Raw genomic sequence first — 17,982 nt, 5'->3', positions numbered from 1 at the left:
CGCGGTGCAATTTCAGACAATACCGGGACAAACAGAGATAAAATCGCATTTGATCGAAGAGGTTAAAGGCGGGAAAATCAGTCATGCTCAGCTTTTTGCTGGAAAGTCAGGTCACGCAACCCTTCCGCTGGCACTGGCTTTTGTTCAGTATATTTTTTGCGAGGACAAACAGGAAAATGACAGCTGCGGAAGTTGTGCTTCCTGCAAAAAAGTAAACGATCTGCAACATCCGGATCTGCACTTCTCATTCCCAACGGTTCAAACGATTTCGAAAACAACCAATCCACTGCTTTCACTATGGAGAACACAAATCCAGGAGCAGCCGATTTTCGACTTGTACCACTGGACGAAACGGATGGACGACAAAGAGCGCAAGCCGATCATCGGGACCGAAGAAAGCCTGGAGATCGTGAAAAAACTCTCGTTAAAGTCCTATGAAGGAGGCTACAAAGTCATGCTCATCTGGATGGCGGAGGAAATGAACGCCACCTGTGCCAATAAATTGCTGAAAATCCTGGAGGAACCACCGGCTAAAACCTTGTTCCTGCTCGTTACGGACAACCCGGACAAACTGCTCACAACGATTCTTTCCCGGACACAGATTCTGCGTATTCCATCCTACCCGATGGACACCATTCAACAGGTGGTGGAACGAAGTGGTGTTGGACGACAACTCGCTGAAAGTATTGCGGCACGAAGCAACGGAAATCTCATCGACGCGCAGCAGATCATGGGAGACCAGTCTGAGGCAAACTTGTTCCGGGAATTGTTTATCCAGCTGATGCGGGTTTGTTTCAAGAAAGATGTGAATGCGATGCTTGACTGGACAGACCAGGTTTCAACACTGTCACGCGAAGGGCAAAAACAGTTTGTTCAGTACGCACTCCATATGGTTCGCCAAAGCATGCTGAAAAATTATACCCAGGATATGCTTACGCGTGTTTCACAGGAAGAAGCGGCTTTTCTGGCCAATTTTGCGCGATTTATCTCGAACAACAACATCATCGATTTCATGGAAATCTTCAACGATGCCCACTATCACATCGACCGGAATGCATTTGGAAAACTGCTTTTCACACAATTGTGTTTCCAGGTCATGCGCTTCATTCACAGAGCCTAGGAGTGTTTAAAAGTTCAATAAACTTATTTTGAACTTTTTCTCATCTATTTCAAAACCCGGAAGTCGTGTTTCTGAGATAATTTTGTCTGAACAGCCTCCAGCCGGTTGATTTCCTTTTCGTAGCGTTCGTCCAGCAGGTCTGCCGCCTTATCGATATCAGCAAGCGTTTGCTCCTCTTTTTCCGGATCAGCATCGTAATCCATCTGCTGATATGCTTCGATCATTTTCAACAGTTTTTTCACCTCATGTTCTCCGTTGTTACGCATGAACTGAACATATTTCAGTGCCTGCATCGTCAACGAGCTGTCTCCTTCAAAAGGTTGGATTCCCATCAATTCTTCCGTAGCATGGTTACAAAGCTCCACCAGCGAATCACATTTTCGCATACAGACGTCTATTCCCTGTTCCGTATCGACAGAAAGAACGTAGGCTGAATCCAGCCCGTTCACCTGATCCACAACAAAATCATTGTATTCCACTACATCGGCGAATGATCTCCGTTTGTCGTTGTTTCCGTTATTACAAGCTGCAACAATCAGTAATCCGGAAAACAGGGCTGGTAAAAAAAGAATGTTACGATTCATCGGGTTGAATTGAATGAGTAAAAATATGTCCAAAGGTAATTTTTTCAACGCAATTCCCAAAAACAAGCAAATTCAAGTCTTTCAGGACTATTCACAAAAGGCTGTTGTGAAGTCGGCGCAAAAATGCTCAAAGCAACTGTTAATTTTAGTATTTTTACAGTCAAATTAGTAAACTATGGGATGTTCCTCGTGTAGCAGCGGAGGCGGTACGCCTCGGGGCTGTAAGAATAATGGAACCTGTAGTTCTGGTGGTTGTAATAAACTAGGGGTATTTGATTGGCTGGCAAACATGCAGCTTCCAGCCGGACATGCTCCTTACGATATACTTGAAATTCGCTTCAAAAACAGTCGCAAGACGTTTTACAGAAACGCGAAAAACTTCCCGCTTCAGGTAGGCGATGTGGTAGTTGTAGAAGCAAGTCCCGGATACGATGTCGGGGTTGTTTCCGTAGTAGGTGAATTAGCCAGAATTCAGGTCAAAAAGAAAGCTCCGGGTTTGAAACCAATGGAGACCAAGAAGATTTTGCGTGTTGCAAATCAGGAAGATATTGACAAATGGGTACGTGCACGCTCCCTTGAATCGGAAGTGATGTTCCAGGCCAGAACCCTGGCTGTCAATATCGGGTTGGAAATGAAAATTTCCGACGTAGAATACCAGGGAGACCTCACAAAAGCAACGTTTTATTACACTGCAGAAGGCCGTGTAGATTTCCGTCAGCTGATCAAAGACATGGCGGATCAATTCAAGATCCGCATCGAAATGCGCCAGATCGGTTCCAGACAAGAAGCTCAGAGACTGGGCGGAATCGGTTCCTGCGGACGGGAATTGTGCTGTTCCACCTGGTTGACGGATTTCCGTTCTGTTTCCACAGCAGCGGCACGTTACCAGCAATTGTCACTGAATCCGCAAAAATTAGCCGGACAATGCGGAAAACTGAAGTGCTGTCTGAACTACGAGCTGGATATGTACCTGGAAGCAATCAAATCGTTTCCAAGTACGGATGTGAAACTGCAGACCGAAAAGGGAACCGCATTCCACATCAAAACGGATGTTTTCAAACGCCAGTTGTGGTACATGTACGAAGGAGAAGCTTCCATCGGCGTGGGTCTTGTAGCACTTTCACCGGAACGCGTTCAGGACATCATCAAAGTCAATAAATCCGGTAAAAAACCGGCCGATTTGAAAGATTTCGACGTGGCTACTCCCATCCTGCGCAAAGAGCCGGATTACGACAACGTGGTTGGTCAGGATTCCCTGAACCGTTTCGACAATACCTTCAGCAAAAACAAAAAACGCAAGAAGAAAAAATCGAAAGGAGGGGCACAGGCAGATCGCATATCGCCAACAGCTTCAGCCATGGCACAAGGCGCTGCTGCAAACCCGAAACCGGTTCAAAAACAGGACAAACCGCAGCAGGGTAAGCCGAAGCAGGACAATAGACCAAAACAGGAAAACAAGCCCAAACAAGAGACTAAGCCGAAACAGCAAAACAAACCGCAGCAACAGCAAACTCAGAATAAAGCTGCCGTTGAAAATGCAGGCGGAGCAAATCCTCAGGCTCAGGCAAACCCGAATAAAAAGAGAACCAATCGCCGCAGACCGCCGCGTAAAAATAAGGGAGGAAATGAAGGTACTGAAAAATAGCTGGATCGTTGTTCTGATCGTGATTCTCTGCTCTTGCGGAGATGCACCGCTCTACAACAAGTCTTATTCGTTCAAGAATAATTCCTGGGAACAGAATGTGAAGCCTGTATTCCAGGTTTCAGTTCCGGACACCACTCAGTTTTATACCATTCAGATCACGATTCGTACCACCACGGATTATGCCTTCAATAACCTGTGGTTTTTCATTCATTCGAAGACACCAAAAGGACAAACAGGGCGTGAACCGGTGGAAATAAAGATTGCCAACCCGGACGGTTCCTGGAGTGGAGAAGCTTCCGGAACGATCGTGGAAAACACCGTCTATTTCAGACACCGCAAATTCCCCCAGAAAGGAAACTACACCTTCACATTCGAGCAGGGAATTACCGAACAAAGCGCGCGCAACGTGATGGATATCAGTTTCGCAGTTATCAAAGATCCCAATCAGAAATAACCCATGGAAATCAAGGTCATCAATAAATCTACAAACGAACTGCCGGAATATGCTACAACAGATTCTGCAGGTCTCGACATCCGTGCTTTCCTGGAAGAAGCAGTCACCCTCAAACCCCTGGAGCGCCGGTTGATCCCTACGGGATTGTACCTGGAGATTCCAAGCGGTTACGAAGTTCAGATCCGCCCGCGAAGCGGATTTGCATTCAAGCAGGGAGTGACCGTACTGAATTCGCCGGGAACCATTGACGCGGATTACCGCGGGGAAATCGGTGTGTTACTGATTAACCTGTCGGCAGAAAACGTACTCATCGAAAACGGTGAACGCATTGCACAGATGGTTGTAGCTCCTTTTGTGCAGGCAACATTGAAACTAACGGATGAACTTTCCGAAACGAACCGCGGAGCCGGTGGTTTCGGGAGTACTGGAAAAAATTAATACAGACTATGAAAGTAATCGTTCCAATGGCGGGGCGGGGCAGCCGACTAAGACCGCATACACTCACCGTTCCGAAACCACTTGTACCGGTTGGAGGAAAACCGATCGTTCACCGCCTGGTGGAAGACATTGCAGCAGTCTGCAACGAACCAATTGAAGAAATCGGGTTTGTGATCGGTGATTTCGGAGTTGAAATCGAGAACGAACTGATCAAGGTGGCTGAAAAACTGGGAGCAAAAGGAAGTATTTTCTACCAGGACAAACCACTGGGTACGGCACACGCCGTTTTGTGTGCGGAGAAATTACTGGACGGGCCCGTTGTAGTGGCTTTTGCCGATACGCTGTTCCGTGCAAACTTTACCATTGATCCCAACGCAGACGGAATTCTGTGGGTGAAACAGATCGAAGACCCGAGTGCTTTTGGGGTCGTGAAAATGAACGACAAAGGGGAGATCATCGACTTCGTTGAAAAACCGAAAGAATTTGTTTCCGACCTGGCCATGATCGGGATTTATTACTTCAAAGACGGGGTCGCTTTACGAGACGAATTAAACTTTTTGGTAGAAAACGGCATCATAAAGAGCGGCGAATACCAACTTCCCGATGCGTTGCGCAGACTGACTGAAAAAGGAAAGCGCTTCAAACCGGGCGAAGTAGACGAATGGCTGGATTGCGGAAACAAAGAAGTCACCGTGATTACCAACCAGCGCGTGTTGGAATACGACCAGGAAAAAGGTGTAAACATGGTAGATGATTCTGCAAAGGTTTTGAATTCGGTAATTATCCCTCCCTGCTATGTAGGGAAAGATGTGATTATTGAAAATTCCGTTGTAGGACCTCACGTTTCTCTCGGGAAAGGTTCTGTGGTGACCAATTCGATCATTAAAAACAGTATTTTACAGAATTATTCCATCATCGTGGATGCGAACATGCACAATTCCATGCTGGGATCTCACTCAAAATACAAAGGTTTGGCCCGGGATTTGAGCTTAAGTGACTACTCAATTATCAGCTAATGAGACATTTCCTTTACATCGGTATTCTGGCATGTTGTTTCGCTTCCTGCGGAACAAAGAAAGCAGCCACTTCTGAAAAGACCAATTCCAAACAGGATATGGCTTATATTCAGGCGTTTCACAATGCGATCCGTTACAAAGTAAAGGGACAATTTAACGATGCTATCCAGGCATTTGATTCCTGTCTGACCATGCGTCCGGCAGATGATGCCGCTGCTTTCGGACTGAGTCAGTGCTACCTGCAACTGGACAACAAAAGCAAGGCTTCGGAATACACGGAACTGGCTACCAGGCTCGATCCGAACAATATTTGGTATACCCAGGAACTCGCCTACATGTATTACAACCAGGGCAAGTTTGCAGAATCGGAAAAATGCTTTGCCAAAATGGTGAAAGCACAGCCTTCCAATGTGGACTGGCTGTTTGCGCATGCTGAAATTCTGAAACGCCTTGGACGCCAAAACGATGCCATCAATTCGATCACCAAAATGGAAGATCAGTTGGGTGTTCTACCCGATTTGTCGATCCAGAAATTTGAGTTGTATCTTTCCATGAAGCAAGACGACAAAGGACTTGCAGAAATTCAGAAAGCACGTGAAGTGTACCCGGATGACCTGAGTCTGATCGGAACGCTGGTCGATTATTATTTCTCCAAACGCGAAATCTCCAAGGCCCAGTCCATGCTGGTGGAATTGGTGAAAAACGATCCGACGAATGCCCGTGCAAACCTCGCTTTGGGAGATTTGTACTACCGCCAGATGAACAAGCCGGAAGCTTACAATTATTTCAAGGCGGCATTCCAGGGAACAGATATCGATCTGGACACCAAAATGTCTTTGATTTTGGAGCTGTACGAAAAGCAGGTAGTGGTTGACAAAGAACTGGTAGAATTGGCTGATTTGTTGATCCAGAACTACCCGAACAATGCCAAAAGTTATTCCATCAAAGGAGATTTACTGCTTCGTAACAGCGACAAGGAAGGTGCTCTGAATGCATACAAACAAGCGTTGAAATTTGAGGAAAACAAATTCCCCATCTGGAACCAGGTATTGATCCTGGAATATGAATTGTTGAAATTCGACGATCTGTACAAAGATGCACGCGCATGCAGTGCTTTGTTCCCCACTATTTCCAATGTGCAGCTGTTGTATACAATTGCCTGCGTACAACTGGATCGTTTCCAGGAAGCAGTTGATGCGGCAGATACCGGAAAAGAACTGGTGGTGAACGACCCTGCAATGGAATCCGAGTTTTATGCTCAAAAAGGGGATGCCCTTTTCGGGATGAAGAAATCCCAGGAAGGTGCTGAAGCTTATGACAGAGCACTGGCTATTTTCCCGGATAACCTGCTGACCAAAAACAATTATGCGATGCGCCTGGCTTTGGCCAATATGGATTTGACCAAGGCTGAAAAACTGATCAACGAAGTATTGGATACGAAACCAAACCAGGCTCCGTATCACGACACCAAAGGATTGATCCTTTTCAAACAGGGGAAATTCAAACAATCACTGGAACAATTTACCATTGCAGATGAGCTGGAAAAAGAAAACAAAAACTATGTGGAACACATGGGCGATGCTTTCTTTAAACTCGGAGATTCCTCCAAAGCGATGGAATTATGGAAAAAAGCACTTTCACTCGGTTCAAAAAATAAGTCATTAAGCAAAAAAATTCAAACAAAAACGTATGTCGATCCGGAATATTAAATGGTTAAGTCTTGCACTGTTGGTGCTTCTTGCTTCGTGTGCGAGAAGGCCGATGGCTGAGAAACCCGTAAAGGTGGAGAAGAGAAAAACCAGCGAGTTGATCCACGTTATGGACAGTCTTTCTACCATCCGTCCGAATTCGTTTTATACCAAGATCAAGTGTCATTTTTCAGACACCAACCGACGAATCAGCTTTAAAACATCTATTCGTTCGATCAAAGACAGCATCATCAACCCGATGATTACCTATGCCGGAATTCCAATCGTGAATTCGTTGATCCGTCGTGATTCCCTGTTCATTTCGAACCGGAAAGACAAGTGTGCCATCCGCACCAATATGAGTTATATCAAAGAAGCTTTCGGTGTTGATTTCGATTACCGCAATATTGAAGAGCTTTTGCTCGGACTCCCGGTTGCATATGACACAACTCAAAAGTATTTCCAGATTAATGATCCGCATAACTACATCATTTCATCACACCGGAAACGCGTCATTAAAAAGGAAAACAAGAATAAGCACGACAAGGAAAACAATAATCCGCGGAGAGACCGGAACAACGACAATAACGATGAAGAGGACAACAATGTCATGATCCGTTATTTCATTCATCCGTCCCTGAAAAGCATCAGCCGCATGGTAATCGACAGCCCGGAAGATACAACCCACATTTCTGTTGATTACCTCAGCCGCGACACTGTAGATACGTACCTGCTCCCGAAAGAAGTGGTAATTGATATTGTAACCGCTCGCAATCACATCGTTCTAACGATGGATTATGACAAGACTGAAATCAATACTCCTCAGGAAATTTACTTTGTAATACCGGAAGACTATGACAACTGCGGTGCTAAAAAATAGTTTGCTCGTCTTCCTGCTGGCTGTTGCCGGGATCAGCTGGTCCCAGAAAAAAAGCGATCAGCTGCAGGCGGAACAAAACAAGCTGGAGAAGAAACTTTCCACTACGAAATCCCTGTTGGATAAAGTAAAAAAAGGAACAGAAACTTCTCTGAATGAACTGAAGCTGATCGAAAACCAGGTAAAGAACCGTGAATTACTGGTGCGTAACTTCGACAACCAGATCCGCAGTGCCGAACTCACCATTTCTTCCAAAGGAGAACAAATCAAAGAACTTCAAAAGCGACTCGTAAGGCTAAAAGAACAGTATAAAAAGCTGTTGATCTATGCTTACAAGCACCGGAACAAATCTGCTAAAATGATGTTTATCTTTTCCTCTTCAAACTATTTTGAAGCGGTGAAGCGTACTTCTTACCTGAAACGCCTTTCGGAAATTCAGCAAAAGCAGTTCAAAGTCATCCTGCAAAACGAAAAAACGATTCATAAGGAAATCAAAGATATCAGTGCGGAAAAAGAGCACAAAAAGGGTCTTTTGCAAGAGAAAATCATTGAAAAACAACAGATTGAAAAAGACAAGTCTGCAAAACAACAGGCTTTGGACAAACTCCGTAAGGATGAAAGTTCCCTGATGGCGGAATTAAAAGAGCAGGAACGCCAGAAATCCGAACTGAAACGCAGAATCAAGCTGGCAATTGAGAAAGAAATTGCTGATGCTGAAGCCAAAGCCAAGAAAGAAGCGGAGAAAAAAGCAGCACTTGCTGCGAAAAGTTCTGCTTCTACCGCATCTTCGCCGAAAACCAGTACGAGCAGTACCCCTGCCGTAACGAAAGAGGTCACCTTCACCGACACCAAAGAGAACATTGCCCTGGGTAAAAACTTTGAATCGAACCGGGGGAAACTTCCCTGGCCGGTTGCCAAAGGATCCATCACCGAGAATTATGGTAAAAATGCCCATCCGACACTTCCGAATGTCTTTACGAACAATAATGGGATTGATATCGGTGCACCGAAAAATTCCCAGGTGAGAGCTGTTTTCGACGGAGAAGTAACGAGTGTACTCAATATTCCGGGAGCCGGAAAAGTGGTCATCATCAAACACGGAGCTTACCGTACGGTTTACAGTAACCTGCAGGAAGCTTATGTTTCCGTAGGCGATAAAGTAAGTTCAAAACAATCCATCGGTTCGCTGCTTGCTGACGATGAAGGAAACCTTTCAACGGCGCATTTTGAAATCCACCAGGTTGTTGAAGGGACAGTTCAGCGCATCAACCCGACTTTGTGGCTGGCTCAGTAATCATCAAAATTATTCCATTCTTAATCCAATTTTAACAATTTGGATTACAAGATTCTAAATACTCGTTCATAATGCATGCATAATAAATTATTCGTGCAAATCCTTCATTTAACGTCTTTTAAGAGCTTGAAAACCGACATTTTACCTTAACTTTGACTCACCTCTCCCCGCCTGGTCACTATTCTGCAACAGATACAAAATGCGTAAGAGTATGAGCAGATCGCTTTCTTTATTTCCATTGTTTCCATTACTGGTTTTGGATTCTCTTTTCTCTTTCGGGCAAACCGGTCCTGCAGGTGTAGGAACTTCTGCATCGAATGTATTGTGGTTGAAAGCAGATGCCGGAACCAGCACTTCAACAAACGGCGCGGCTGTTTCCACCTGGACTGATCAATCCGGGAACGGGACGGTTTTAAGTCAGACCAATGCTCCGCAACAACCGTTGTTCGTGAGTTCGCTCATGAACGGTTTTCCTGCAATTGAATTCGACAACGCCGGCTCTTCCGGTCAGAATGATTTCTTCATAACACCCGACAATCCCATTTTTGACAATACAAGCGGATACAGCTTTTTCACCGTTACCCGGATGAAGGGTTTTTCGGATGCACAATCAATTATCAGCAAGCGCAACAACGTTGGAAACGAAGAAGCCTTCATGATTTTCTTCTATACCGGAAGCAGACTCTTTGTGGATATCGACAACGACAACAACCGTTTTGCAAATTCAGTTGTCAATACGGTAAACACCAATAAGATTTACGATGTTTTTTACGACGGTACGCTAACTGCATCGCAGCGTTCCACCATTTTCGATCAGGAGTTACTCCAGGCTACCGGTACGGAAAGCAGCGCGCTGGTTCCGGATAAAACCTCACCTCTGTTAGTCGGTGCAACACACCTGGGCGACCCGCGTGCATTTAATGGATACATTTCAGAAATCATCATGTACCGCACGAAAGTGAACGATGCACAACGCATTATCATCAACAATCATTTATCCGCTAAATACGATATTCCCTTAACGACCAATGACATGTACGTGGGAGACAATCCCGCAAACGGAAATTACGACCGGAATGTAGCCGGAATCGGCAGAGACGCGAACGGGGCTACCAACCCGCAGTTTGCCCCTTCTACCTGTGCCGGGCTGGGCATCCTTTCCGTTTCAGGACTTGATGACGGTGATTACATCCTGGCGGGACACACCACTCCGGTAAACAGTGAAATCACTACGGATGTTGCCGGAATTACGGGAACAAATGTTTCCCGCTGGCAGCGCATCTGGTACATCGATGTCACCAATACCGGAACTGTGATCACTACCAACCTGACGTTCAACACCAATGATGCGGGAATGTCTGGCGTGAACCTGGGAACCGCTTCAAATTACGTATTAGTTTACCGTGCGGGACAAACCGGCGCATGGACGGAGGTCGGAACAGCAAGTGCTGCTTCCGGAAATACGATCACTTTTACTAACCAGGTGCTAAACATGGACGGGTATTATACGATCGCCACAAAAGATTTCACAGTAAGTCCTCTTCCGGTTGAACTGGTAACCTTCGACGCAACTTTAATCGACAGCAGAGAGGTTACTGTGACCTGGCAAACTGCAAGTGAACACAACAGCGCCTACTTTGAGGTTTTGAGATCGAACAACGGGGAAGACTGGTCTTCTCTGGGAACTGTTCAGGCTCAGGGAAATTCACAGTCGACAATCGATTATTCGTTTCTGGATGAGCATCCGCTTTTGGGAATCTCGTACTACCAATTGAAACAGGTGGATCAAAACGGTTCGTTCCATTTATCTGAAATCCGTTCGGTGAACAACGGCTTGAAAAGCAAGCAGGTGAAGATTTACCCGAATCCGAGTGATAAAGGGATGGTAACGCTGATCTCCAACGAACCGATCACCAGCATCCGGGTGTATGACGCTTTGGGGAAAGTAGTGTTCCAAAACACACTGAATTCGGAAGTTGCTTATTTATTGGATACGCAGTCTTTTGAATCGGGAATGTACTGGATCAGTTTGAACGCCGGCAGTGAAAAGTACAAGCTGATTGTGCGGTAAGATGTCTTCGACTCCGTTCGGTAGAAATCAGACCCGATTTAGAACACATTTCCCGGAATATCGCTCTACATCCCAGTCGTATCAGGGGGTTCGCAATATGGCGATATGGGAAAATGACGCTTCAAAACAGCAGGCAGATTTCGATTCTTCTCTTTCCGTTTCGACTTTTGTACCCGGAAATCTTTAGGAAATCCATAGAAAATAGCTCTGCAGGCCACTCGTAGCAAGTGGTTCGCCATTTGGCAAATTTGCAAATTTACGTTCTAAAAAAGTCTGTTGAGACTCTCCATCTTCTCTTGCCGGTCCGACTCTCATCCCCAGAAATCTTTAGGGAATTCATAAAAAATAGCTCTGTACCCCAGTCGTATCAGGGGGTTCGCAATATGGCGATATGGCGAATTCACGTTCTAAAAAAACAAAAGCCGGGACATCATATCCCGGCTTTCTCCCATTATTTCAAAATGGTCTCTTACGCATTCAATACCGTACGGATCGTTTCTTCAAAGTGTTCTACCGGCTGCGCCCCCGAAATGGCATATTTGCGGTCGAAGACAAAAAACGGAACTCCGCGAACTCCTATCTGCTGGGCTTCAACGATGTCACTTTTTACCGCCTGCGCAAAGATGTCTTCGTCTTCGAGTACTTCTTTTACATCCAGGGCATTCAGTCCCGTAGCGACGCACAATTCCATCAAAGTTTCCTTGTTATTCAAATCTCTTCCGTCTGTGAAATAGGCTTTGAAGAACGTTTCTTCCATTGCATCACCCAATCCTTTGGTTTTTGCAAGCTGGATCAATCGGTGTGCGTCAAATGAATTGGAGATCACCGCTTTTTCAAAATGGTAATCCAATCCTGCTTCAGCGGCTCTTGCCACCACTCCTTCGTGCATCTGCTTCGATGCTTCAACGGTCATGCCTTTTCGCTCCGCCAGGTATTCGTACACATTTTTATTGGGTTGCGGAACGATTTCCGGATCCAGTTGGAAACTCTTCCACTCGATTTTCACTTCTTCTCCCGGAAATGCTTTCAAAGCAGCTTCCAGGTGTCTTTTCCCGATATAACAAAACGGACACATAATGTCCGACCAGATTTCAATTTTCATGTTGCAAAATTACATCAATTTACCCTGGTAAATACAAACTTAACAATTGTTGTGCTAGTTCCTCCGGGGAAACCAGGTTGATCGGATGCTGCCAGTTTTCCATTTCACGATACACCGAATGCGCGAGCTGATCCTGTACGTTTGTCGTTTCTGCTTCTGATACCATCACATCTTTCGTACCTCTCAACAACTGAACCGGAATCCGGATTTTTGAGAAGTCTTCCGCAGTCAGTACCGCTTCATTTCCCATTTGCAGCATCATCCGGGCAGTTCGTTCGAGCACGCTTTTCCATTCCTGTTCTCCATGAAGGGATTTCAGATACGAAGCAAAAGCCGGCACTTTTTCTTCGATTTTTTCCGCGTTCAGCATCTTCACCTCTTTTTCAGCACTCTCGGGACTCCAATCGAATTTGGTTCCCAGAGTGACGAGTTCTTCCAATGATCCCGGATGCATGCTTTCCAGTTTCAGCGCCACAAAACCACCCATACTGTAACCGAAGACCAGCGGTTTTTTAATTCCGTTTGCCTGCATATAATCCGCCAGGTTCTGTGCAAACAATTCCATTGAATAAGCGTTTGGGGAAGCGGATTTCGATCCGTGTCCGTCGAAGTCCGGGGTGTGCACTTCAAAATATGTTCCCAGCAGGCCGGCAAGTTGTTCGAACTGGGTTTTTGAGCCTAATGCTCCGTGAAGAATGATCAGTTTTTTCATACAACCGAATATAAAAAAGAAATCCGTTTTCCTGATCGTTGCCTGGAAAACGGATTTTCAATATCATAAAATTGGAATCGCTATTGTTTTACGACCCGCTGCACGCTGTGTTCTTGTGAATTTCTGAAATCAAACAGGTACACTCCGCGTTCGAAGCCTTCAAGCGAAATCGTTTCCTGGTTTTGAATGCGGTCTTTCAACACCTGTTTTCCCTGCAGGTCGTAAACCGTCAGTTCGGCATCCGATCCGGAGAAGTTGATGCGTACCTGGTTGGTCGTCGGATTCGGATAAACTTCGAATAATTGTTGTTTGGATTCCGTCAATCCGGCGGTGGAAACCGAGCCGTTGCTGAAGTAAATAGCTTCCGTTACCGAGAAATATTCTCCCACTGATTTGTTCGGACAGAATACACTCAGCTGCAACCAGTACACACCGTTTCCGTTATTTAGAACGTAGCTTGTCGTGTCGAAATTCGACCCGTTGGAATCAATGATATTCCAAACCACGTTCACCGTGTTTCCAATCGCCCAGATGGAATCAATGTACGCCGTATCGATTCCAGCGTAGTAAATGTCGCAGTTCGTTACCGTTACTCCTAGCGAGTCGATCGCCAAAGAGTCCAGGAACGGGTTGTTGAAAACGTAGTTCGAATCGACCGGGATGACGATTTGAGTTGTCAAATCCTGACCGCAGTCTCCGGAAATTTGAATATCATGAATCCCCGGACACAGGTTTTCAATGAATATAGCGTGTGCTGCTACATCCATTGGGGAGTCGTTATCGATTATTAAAACAAAGGAATCTGTTCCTTCCACCGTTAGCTGCGCTGCACCATTGCAATTATTTACATCCGACGGTATCGAATAACTACTTGAAATTCCCAACTGAGTTGCATTGCATGGTCCAAAAACAGACCAATAACTATTCGGTTTATCCCCGATCGTGGTAAAATCCCCACCCATAAACAACAATGTGTCGATTGCTTCAATGCATCGCACCACCATATCCGGATTAGGGTTCCAGGAACGGGCAAGTGCAGTGTGTTGATCAATTGCCGCAACATACTTTCTTTGAAGGTTTCCTACAGAAGTAAATTCCCCCGCTGCAAATAACTGACCGTTGATTTCATTCAGGTGATATACACTTCCATTCACATTCGGGTTCCAGGATGTTGCTGCACCGGTTGATCCGTCTACAGCTGCAAGATAGTTTCTGAAGTCCGGGCCCACGATTGTGAATTCTCCCCCCAGGTAAACCACCGTATCACGAACCAAAATACTCGTTACTTTTTCATTCACATCCGGATTCCACGGACTCACAACACCGGTATAAGCATTCAGTTTTGCAGCATGATTTCGCAAAACTCCGTTAACACCTTCCAAAGTTCCTCCGATAAATAATGATGAATCCTGCCATGCCATGGTGTGAACAGTTCCTGAAACGCTCAGATTCCAGGGTAGTGCATTTCCGGTCGTAGAATCGATTGCTGCAAGATACCATGCCTGATTCGGACCTACTGAAGTAAATTCGCCACCGGCAAAAATAACCGGCCCTTTTGCAATAACAGAATGAACCGTACTTGAGGCCGAAGGATTCCAGGAAGTCAGGTTCCCGGTGTTCCTGTCCAATGCAGCCAGGGAGAACCTGTTTGAACCATTCACTGAGAAAAAGTCTCCGCCAATGTATACCAGCGAACCGTTCAATGAGATTGATCGTACTTTGTTATCCACTTTAGGTCCCCAATCGGTAGGCAAGCCATTACTCAGATCAATGGCCGCTATATTCTTTCTAACTTTTCCGCCGATTGAATTGAATGCGCCACCGATAAAGAAAATGGAATCGTTTCCGGTAATAACTTGTACATAATTACCCGCCCCCATATTCCAGGACAATACCGAATCCGTTAACTTATCAATGGCTGCAAGATGACTTCTTTCTTTTCCACCGATCGTATCAAATGCTCCACCGACATAAAGAGTCGTATCCTGAAGATAAATGGAATAAACTGCGCTATTCGCATTTGGATTCCAGGGCAGAACATCACCGGTTGTTCTGTTGACAGCCCCTAAATTATTCCGGGATTGACCCGCGATATCCGTAAACAGACCTCCCAGATAAACCACCGAATCCGTTACCAACATGGAAAACAAATCCCCATTAAACTGAGGTGACCAACTTGTGAGCATGTGATTGCTCAGATCAAAATTTGCCAATCGGCTTCTAATCTGATTATCAATGAATGAAAAATACCCTCCTACAAACAACGATGTTCCTGTAACCGTCAGTTTATCAACCTGAGAATCAGGAGCGGGATTCCACGATGTTACAACACCCGTTGTTTTATTGATTTCAGCCAGGTAATTTCGCGGCTGACCTCCTATTGTGTTAAAAGGACCGCCAACATAGATATTTGAACCATAAGCAGCCAGGGCATGTACAACCCCATTCGGGTTCGGATTCCAGGAAGTTGCCTGCCCGGTAACAGAATCAATGGCCGCTAAACAAAATCGGGATTGCCCGGCAATGGAATCAAAGAAGCCACCGACATAAATCGTTGAACCTGATTTACACATTGTTCTGACGGAATTATTCGGAGAAGGATTCCAGTTGGTTAGCTGGCCCGATGCGTCGATATGTGCAAGGTATTTACGGACAGCATTCCCTATTTTGGTAAAACTACCACCCAAATAAAAACCTCCGTTTCCGTCAGGAATAGCAACATCCACCTGCGCGTTCGGCCGGATGGATAGCATTTGGCTTCCGGAAGTATCTGTTAAAATCCCGTAAGGCAGGTTCGGGCCGATGTACGAAAAATCCCCGCCCATGTATACAATTCCGTTTGCAGTGTCTTTCGTAATCGTATAAACCGCACCGTTGGGTTTCCACCAGTTTCCCTGTACATTTGAACTTTGTGCATGTAAGCCAAACGCAAAAAGGTTTAGCAAGGAAACCAAAAGAATTTTAGCTGTTTTCATCTGGTCAAATTGATTTTGACAAAATTAAAAAAATCCCGGATGGATTAACAGCCGGTCTTTAATCAAAAAGTGTCCGATACGGGATGGAAAACAACACGGTTGTTCCCTCAGAAGGTTTGGAAGCGATCTCAAATTTAAAGGCCCCTTTTCTGCGCTTATTGAGCAAATGAATCCGTTTTTCGGTAATTTGAAGTGCCATTGATTCATGTCCTTTTTTCTCACTGACCGCATTCTCGGTAGAGAATCCTTTTCCGTTATCCGTGATTCGGATTTCCAGTTGTTCTTTTTCAGTCTTCTTATATGAAATGCGCAACTCTCCGGATTTATCCGATTCTGTAAAACCGTGTTCTATTGCATTTTCAATGAATGGCTGGATCAGCATTGGAGGTAAAAGTACATTGTCGGGCGACAACTCATCATCGATCTCAATCACGTAGTTGAATGAATTGGTAAAGCGTGATTGCTGTAAACGGATGTAATCTTTCAACCAGTTTAACTCCTCTGTCAGAGGAATAGTGTCTTTGGAGGAATGCTGCAGAACAGACCGCACCAAACGGGCAAATGATGTGAGGAGCGTCCCGGATTCTTCCGTATCTCTTTTAAGCATGTGGTTATGAATTGCGTTAAGTACATTGAAGGTGAAATGCGGATTCATCTGGCTTTGCAGCAAGCGTTGTTCCATTTTCATGGTTGCTTTTTGTGCTTTCAGGCGGTTGTTTCGAACGATAATGACCGCAATGATGCTGATGAGAATCAGTAAGAGAATCGATCCATACACCAGGTAATTGCGCTGGCTGATTTGCAGGTCCTTGAGTTCGTTCTCTTTTTTAAGTCGTTTGTTTTCCTCCTGTTTTTTTTCCGTTTCGTATTCTTCCCGCGCACGAGAAATCGCACGTTGAATCTCTGCATCCTGATTGGCCGCAAAAAGCGCGTTGGATCCTTCCAGGTATTTCAGTGCCAAATCCGTATTGCCCATTGTCTTGTAAACTTGATAAAATTCTCTCTGGAAATTTGATTCAAGGCCAAGATGTCTCGGGTTGCCTTTAATTAACGGGTACCTCAAGCTCAAGGCTGCAATGGCCTTATCGTATTGTTTCAGTCCTCTATACGCCGTCGACTTATACATTGCTGTCATCACCAATCTCACTGTATCTGCATATTTTTCATAAAACGCATCACATTCCATTACCAGCTGCACCGCTTTTTGGGGCCTGTTTGTTTCACTATAAATAAATGCCAGGTTCAATTTACAGGCAAATATCCGTTCTTCATCCTTCAATTTTTTTTGAATATCCAATGACTTGTTTAAATACGATTCTGCTTCGGCATACCGTTTTTGTCCCGCCATTAAGCCCCCTATATTGAGCAAGATCCGGGAAATCTCCATATCGTTTTTTAATTCTTTAAACAGATCAATGGCTCTTCTATAGTATATTTCTGCTTCCTCTTCGCGTCCGAGATCGTCTAACAATCCCCCGATTTCGCCAAGTAATGCCGCTTTTTCAGGTTTTATATGGTGTTTATCGTAATACCTTAGAATTTCCAGGCAGTTCTTTAGTGCTTTATCATAATCTCCGATGAATTTATAATAATTCGTATAGTAGTTCTGATTTTTTATTATCCGGAATGTATCTCCCAATCTTTTGTAAATACTATCTGATTTTTTCAGATGATACATGGTTTTGCCCCATTCGTTCGTCAAGGAATAATAGAACCCATAAGCGGAATGTGTCAATGCTATTTGCTGGCTGAACTTTAGCCTGGAAGCCAATCGAAACGAACTATCCGTATATGCTTTATACAACCGTGTATCTAAACCGAAACTATTTCTGGCGATCTCGTAATACAACTTCGCTTTCACGGTATCCTCTTTCTTGTGCCGCCGGAGTTGTTCCAACAGTTCTTTCGGTTGCGAATAAGCTAATCCGGCAAACAGGCAGCACAAAACAACTGTCATCAAACGACCGGTAATCTGTAAGCGGGTTGATTTTCCGAAAAAATTCATG

General features: G+C 45.0%; 14 protein-coding genes. 9 read left to right on the top strand and 5 right to left on the bottom strand.

What is annotated here, in order from left to right:
- The first annotated feature begins 4 nt into the window (after positions 1 to 4).
- The gene (locus tag ABDV94_RS12255; RefSeq protein ID WP_343747477.1) at positions 5 to 1,120 is read left to right on the top strand and encodes a DNA polymerase III subunit; all 1,116 of its coding nucleotides are present in this window, start codon (positions 5 to 7) and stop codon (positions 1,118 to 1,120) included.
- A 44-nt stretch (positions 1,121 to 1,164) separates the two neighbouring features.
- Here the strand turns inward: ABDV94_RS12255 and ABDV94_RS12250 are convergent, their stop codons facing one another.
- Positions 1,165 to 1,704, bottom strand: coding sequence for a hypothetical protein (locus tag ABDV94_RS12250; RefSeq protein ID WP_343747476.1), 540 nt, complete (start codon positions 1,702 to 1,704; stop codon positions 1,165 to 1,167).
- Between the two features lie 175 nt (positions 1,705 to 1,879).
- Between ABDV94_RS12250 and ricT the strand changes: the two genes are divergently transcribed.
- The 8 genes from ricT to ABDV94_RS12210 all read left to right on the top strand — a co-directional run bounded on the left by ricT (position 1,880) and on the right by ABDV94_RS12210 (position 11,187).
- Positions 1,880 to 3,349: a regulatory iron-sulfur-containing complex subunit RicT gene (gene ricT, locus ABDV94_RS12245; RefSeq protein WP_343747475.1), complete on the top strand. Its 1,470-nt coding sequence runs from the start codon at positions 1,880 to 1,882 to the stop codon at positions 3,347 to 3,349.
- On the top strand, positions 3,330 to 3,803 hold the full coding sequence (locus ABDV94_RS12240; RefSeq protein ID WP_343747474.1) for a gliding motility lipoprotein GldH: 474 nt from the start codon (positions 3,330 to 3,332) through the stop codon (positions 3,801 to 3,803). The genes ricT and ABDV94_RS12240 overlap by 20 nt, the downstream gene beginning before the upstream one ends.
- A 3-nt stretch (positions 3,804 to 3,806) precedes the next feature.
- On the top strand, positions 3,807 to 4,241 hold the full coding sequence (gene dut, locus ABDV94_RS12235; RefSeq protein WP_343747473.1) for a dUTP diphosphatase: 435 nt from the start codon (positions 3,807 to 3,809) through the stop codon (positions 4,239 to 4,241).
- A gap of 8 nt (positions 4,242 to 4,249) precedes the next feature.
- A complete protein-coding gene (locus ABDV94_RS12230; protein ID WP_343747472.1) occupies positions 4,250 to 5,257 on the top strand; it encodes a sugar phosphate nucleotidyltransferase in 1,008 nt (335 codons plus the stop codon).
- Complete coding sequence (locus tag ABDV94_RS12225; protein WP_343747471.1) at positions 5,257 to 6,966, top strand: tetratricopeptide repeat protein; 1,710 nt, start codon at positions 5,257 to 5,259, stop codon at positions 6,964 to 6,966. Before ABDV94_RS12230 ends, ABDV94_RS12225 begins: the two co-directional genes overlap by 1 nt.
- A complete protein-coding gene (locus ABDV94_RS12220) occupies positions 6,947 to 7,825 on the top strand; it encodes a DUF4292 domain-containing protein (protein WP_343747470.1) in 879 nt (292 codons plus the stop codon). The genes ABDV94_RS12225 and ABDV94_RS12220 overlap by 20 nt, the downstream gene beginning before the upstream one ends.
- Positions 7,800 to 9,116, top strand: coding sequence for a peptidoglycan DD-metalloendopeptidase family protein (locus ABDV94_RS12215; protein ID WP_343747469.1), 1,317 nt, complete (start codon positions 7,800 to 7,802; stop codon positions 9,114 to 9,116). Before ABDV94_RS12220 ends, ABDV94_RS12215 begins: the two co-directional genes overlap by 26 nt.
- A gap of 211 nt (positions 9,117 to 9,327) precedes the next feature.
- Positions 9,328 to 11,187 (top strand): T9SS type A sorting domain-containing protein, encoded by a 1,860-nt coding sequence (locus ABDV94_RS12210; protein ID WP_343747468.1) that lies wholly within the window; start codon positions 9,328 to 9,330, stop codon positions 11,185 to 11,187.
- A gap of 469 nt (positions 11,188 to 11,656) precedes the next feature.
- Here ABDV94_RS12210 and ABDV94_RS12205 read toward each other — a convergent pair whose 3' ends face one another.
- The 4 genes from ABDV94_RS12205 to ABDV94_RS12190 form a co-directional block, all read right to left on the bottom strand.
- Positions 11,657 to 12,289 carry a DsbA family oxidoreductase gene (locus ABDV94_RS12205; protein WP_343747467.1) on the bottom strand — a complete coding sequence of 211 codons (633 nt, stop codon included), beginning with the start codon at positions 12,287 to 12,289 and terminating at the stop codon, positions 11,657 to 11,659.
- A gap of 19 nt (positions 12,290 to 12,308) precedes the next feature.
- Positions 12,309 to 13,001, bottom strand: coding sequence for an alpha/beta hydrolase (locus ABDV94_RS12200; RefSeq protein ID WP_343747466.1), 693 nt, complete (start codon positions 12,999 to 13,001; stop codon positions 12,309 to 12,311).
- Between the two features lie 80 nt (positions 13,002 to 13,081).
- Complete coding sequence (locus ABDV94_RS12195) at positions 13,082 to 15,976, bottom strand: T9SS type A sorting domain-containing protein (protein ID WP_343747465.1); 2,895 nt, start codon at positions 15,974 to 15,976, stop codon at positions 13,082 to 13,084.
- 58 nt (positions 15,977 to 16,034) lie between these two features.
- Positions 16,035 to 17,981, bottom strand: a complete 1,947-nt coding sequence (locus ABDV94_RS12190) for a histidine kinase (RefSeq protein ID WP_343747464.1) — start codon at positions 17,979 to 17,981, stop codon at positions 16,035 to 16,037.
- Position 17,982: the final 1 nt, after the last annotated feature.

It is taken from the genome of Fluviicola sp., assembly GCF_039596355.1.
In the GTDB taxonomy this organism is placed as follows: Bacteria; Bacteroidota; Bacteroidia; order Flavobacteriales_D; family Crocinitomicaceae; genus Fluviicola.
The sequence above is the reverse complement of the archived record's forward strand: the minus strand, read 5'-3'. Positions and strand labels throughout refer to the sequence as shown.

Excerpts from the sequence above, each read along its gene's own strand:
- ABDV94_RS12250 (WP_343747476.1), bottom strand. The coding sequence starts at position 1,704 with ATGAATCGTAACATTCTTTTTTTACCAGCCCTGTTTTCCGGATTACTG.
- ricT (WP_343747475.1), top strand. The coding sequence starts at position 1,880 with ATGGGATGTTCCTCGTGTAGCAGCGGAGGCGGTACGCCTCGGGGCTGT.
- ABDV94_RS12240 (WP_343747474.1), top strand. The coding sequence starts at position 3,330 with ATGAAGGTACTGAAAAATAGCTGGATCGTTGTTCTGATCGTGATTCTC.
- dut (WP_343747473.1), top strand. The coding sequence starts at position 3,807 with ATGGAAATCAAGGTCATCAATAAATCTACAAACGAACTGCCGGAATAT.
- ABDV94_RS12230 (WP_343747472.1), top strand. The coding sequence starts at position 4,250 with ATGAAAGTAATCGTTCCAATGGCGGGGCGGGGCAGCCGACTAAGACCG.
- ABDV94_RS12225 (WP_343747471.1), top strand. The coding sequence starts at position 5,257 with ATGAGACATTTCCTTTACATCGGTATTCTGGCATGTTGTTTCGCTTCC.
- ABDV94_RS12220 (WP_343747470.1), top strand. The coding sequence starts at position 6,947 with ATGTCGATCCGGAATATTAAATGGTTAAGTCTTGCACTGTTGGTGCTT.
- ABDV94_RS12215 (WP_343747469.1), top strand. The coding sequence starts at position 7,800 with ATGACAACTGCGGTGCTAAAAAATAGTTTGCTCGTCTTCCTGCTGGCT.
- ABDV94_RS12210 (WP_343747468.1), top strand. The coding sequence starts at position 9,328 with ATGAGCAGATCGCTTTCTTTATTTCCATTGTTTCCATTACTGGTTTTG.
- ABDV94_RS12205 (WP_343747467.1), bottom strand. The coding sequence starts at position 12,289 with ATGAAAATTGAAATCTGGTCGGACATTATGTGTCCGTTTTGTTATATC.
- ABDV94_RS12200 (WP_343747466.1), bottom strand. The coding sequence starts at position 13,001 with ATGAAAAAACTGATCATTCTTCACGGAGCATTAGGCTCAAAAACCCAG.
- ABDV94_RS12195 (WP_343747465.1), bottom strand. The coding sequence starts at position 15,976 with ATGAAAACAGCTAAAATTCTTTTGGTTTCCTTGCTAAACCTTTTTGCG.
- ABDV94_RS12190 (WP_343747464.1), bottom strand. The coding sequence starts at position 17,981 with ATGAATTTTTTCGGAAAATCAACCCGCTTACAGATTACCGGTCGTTTG.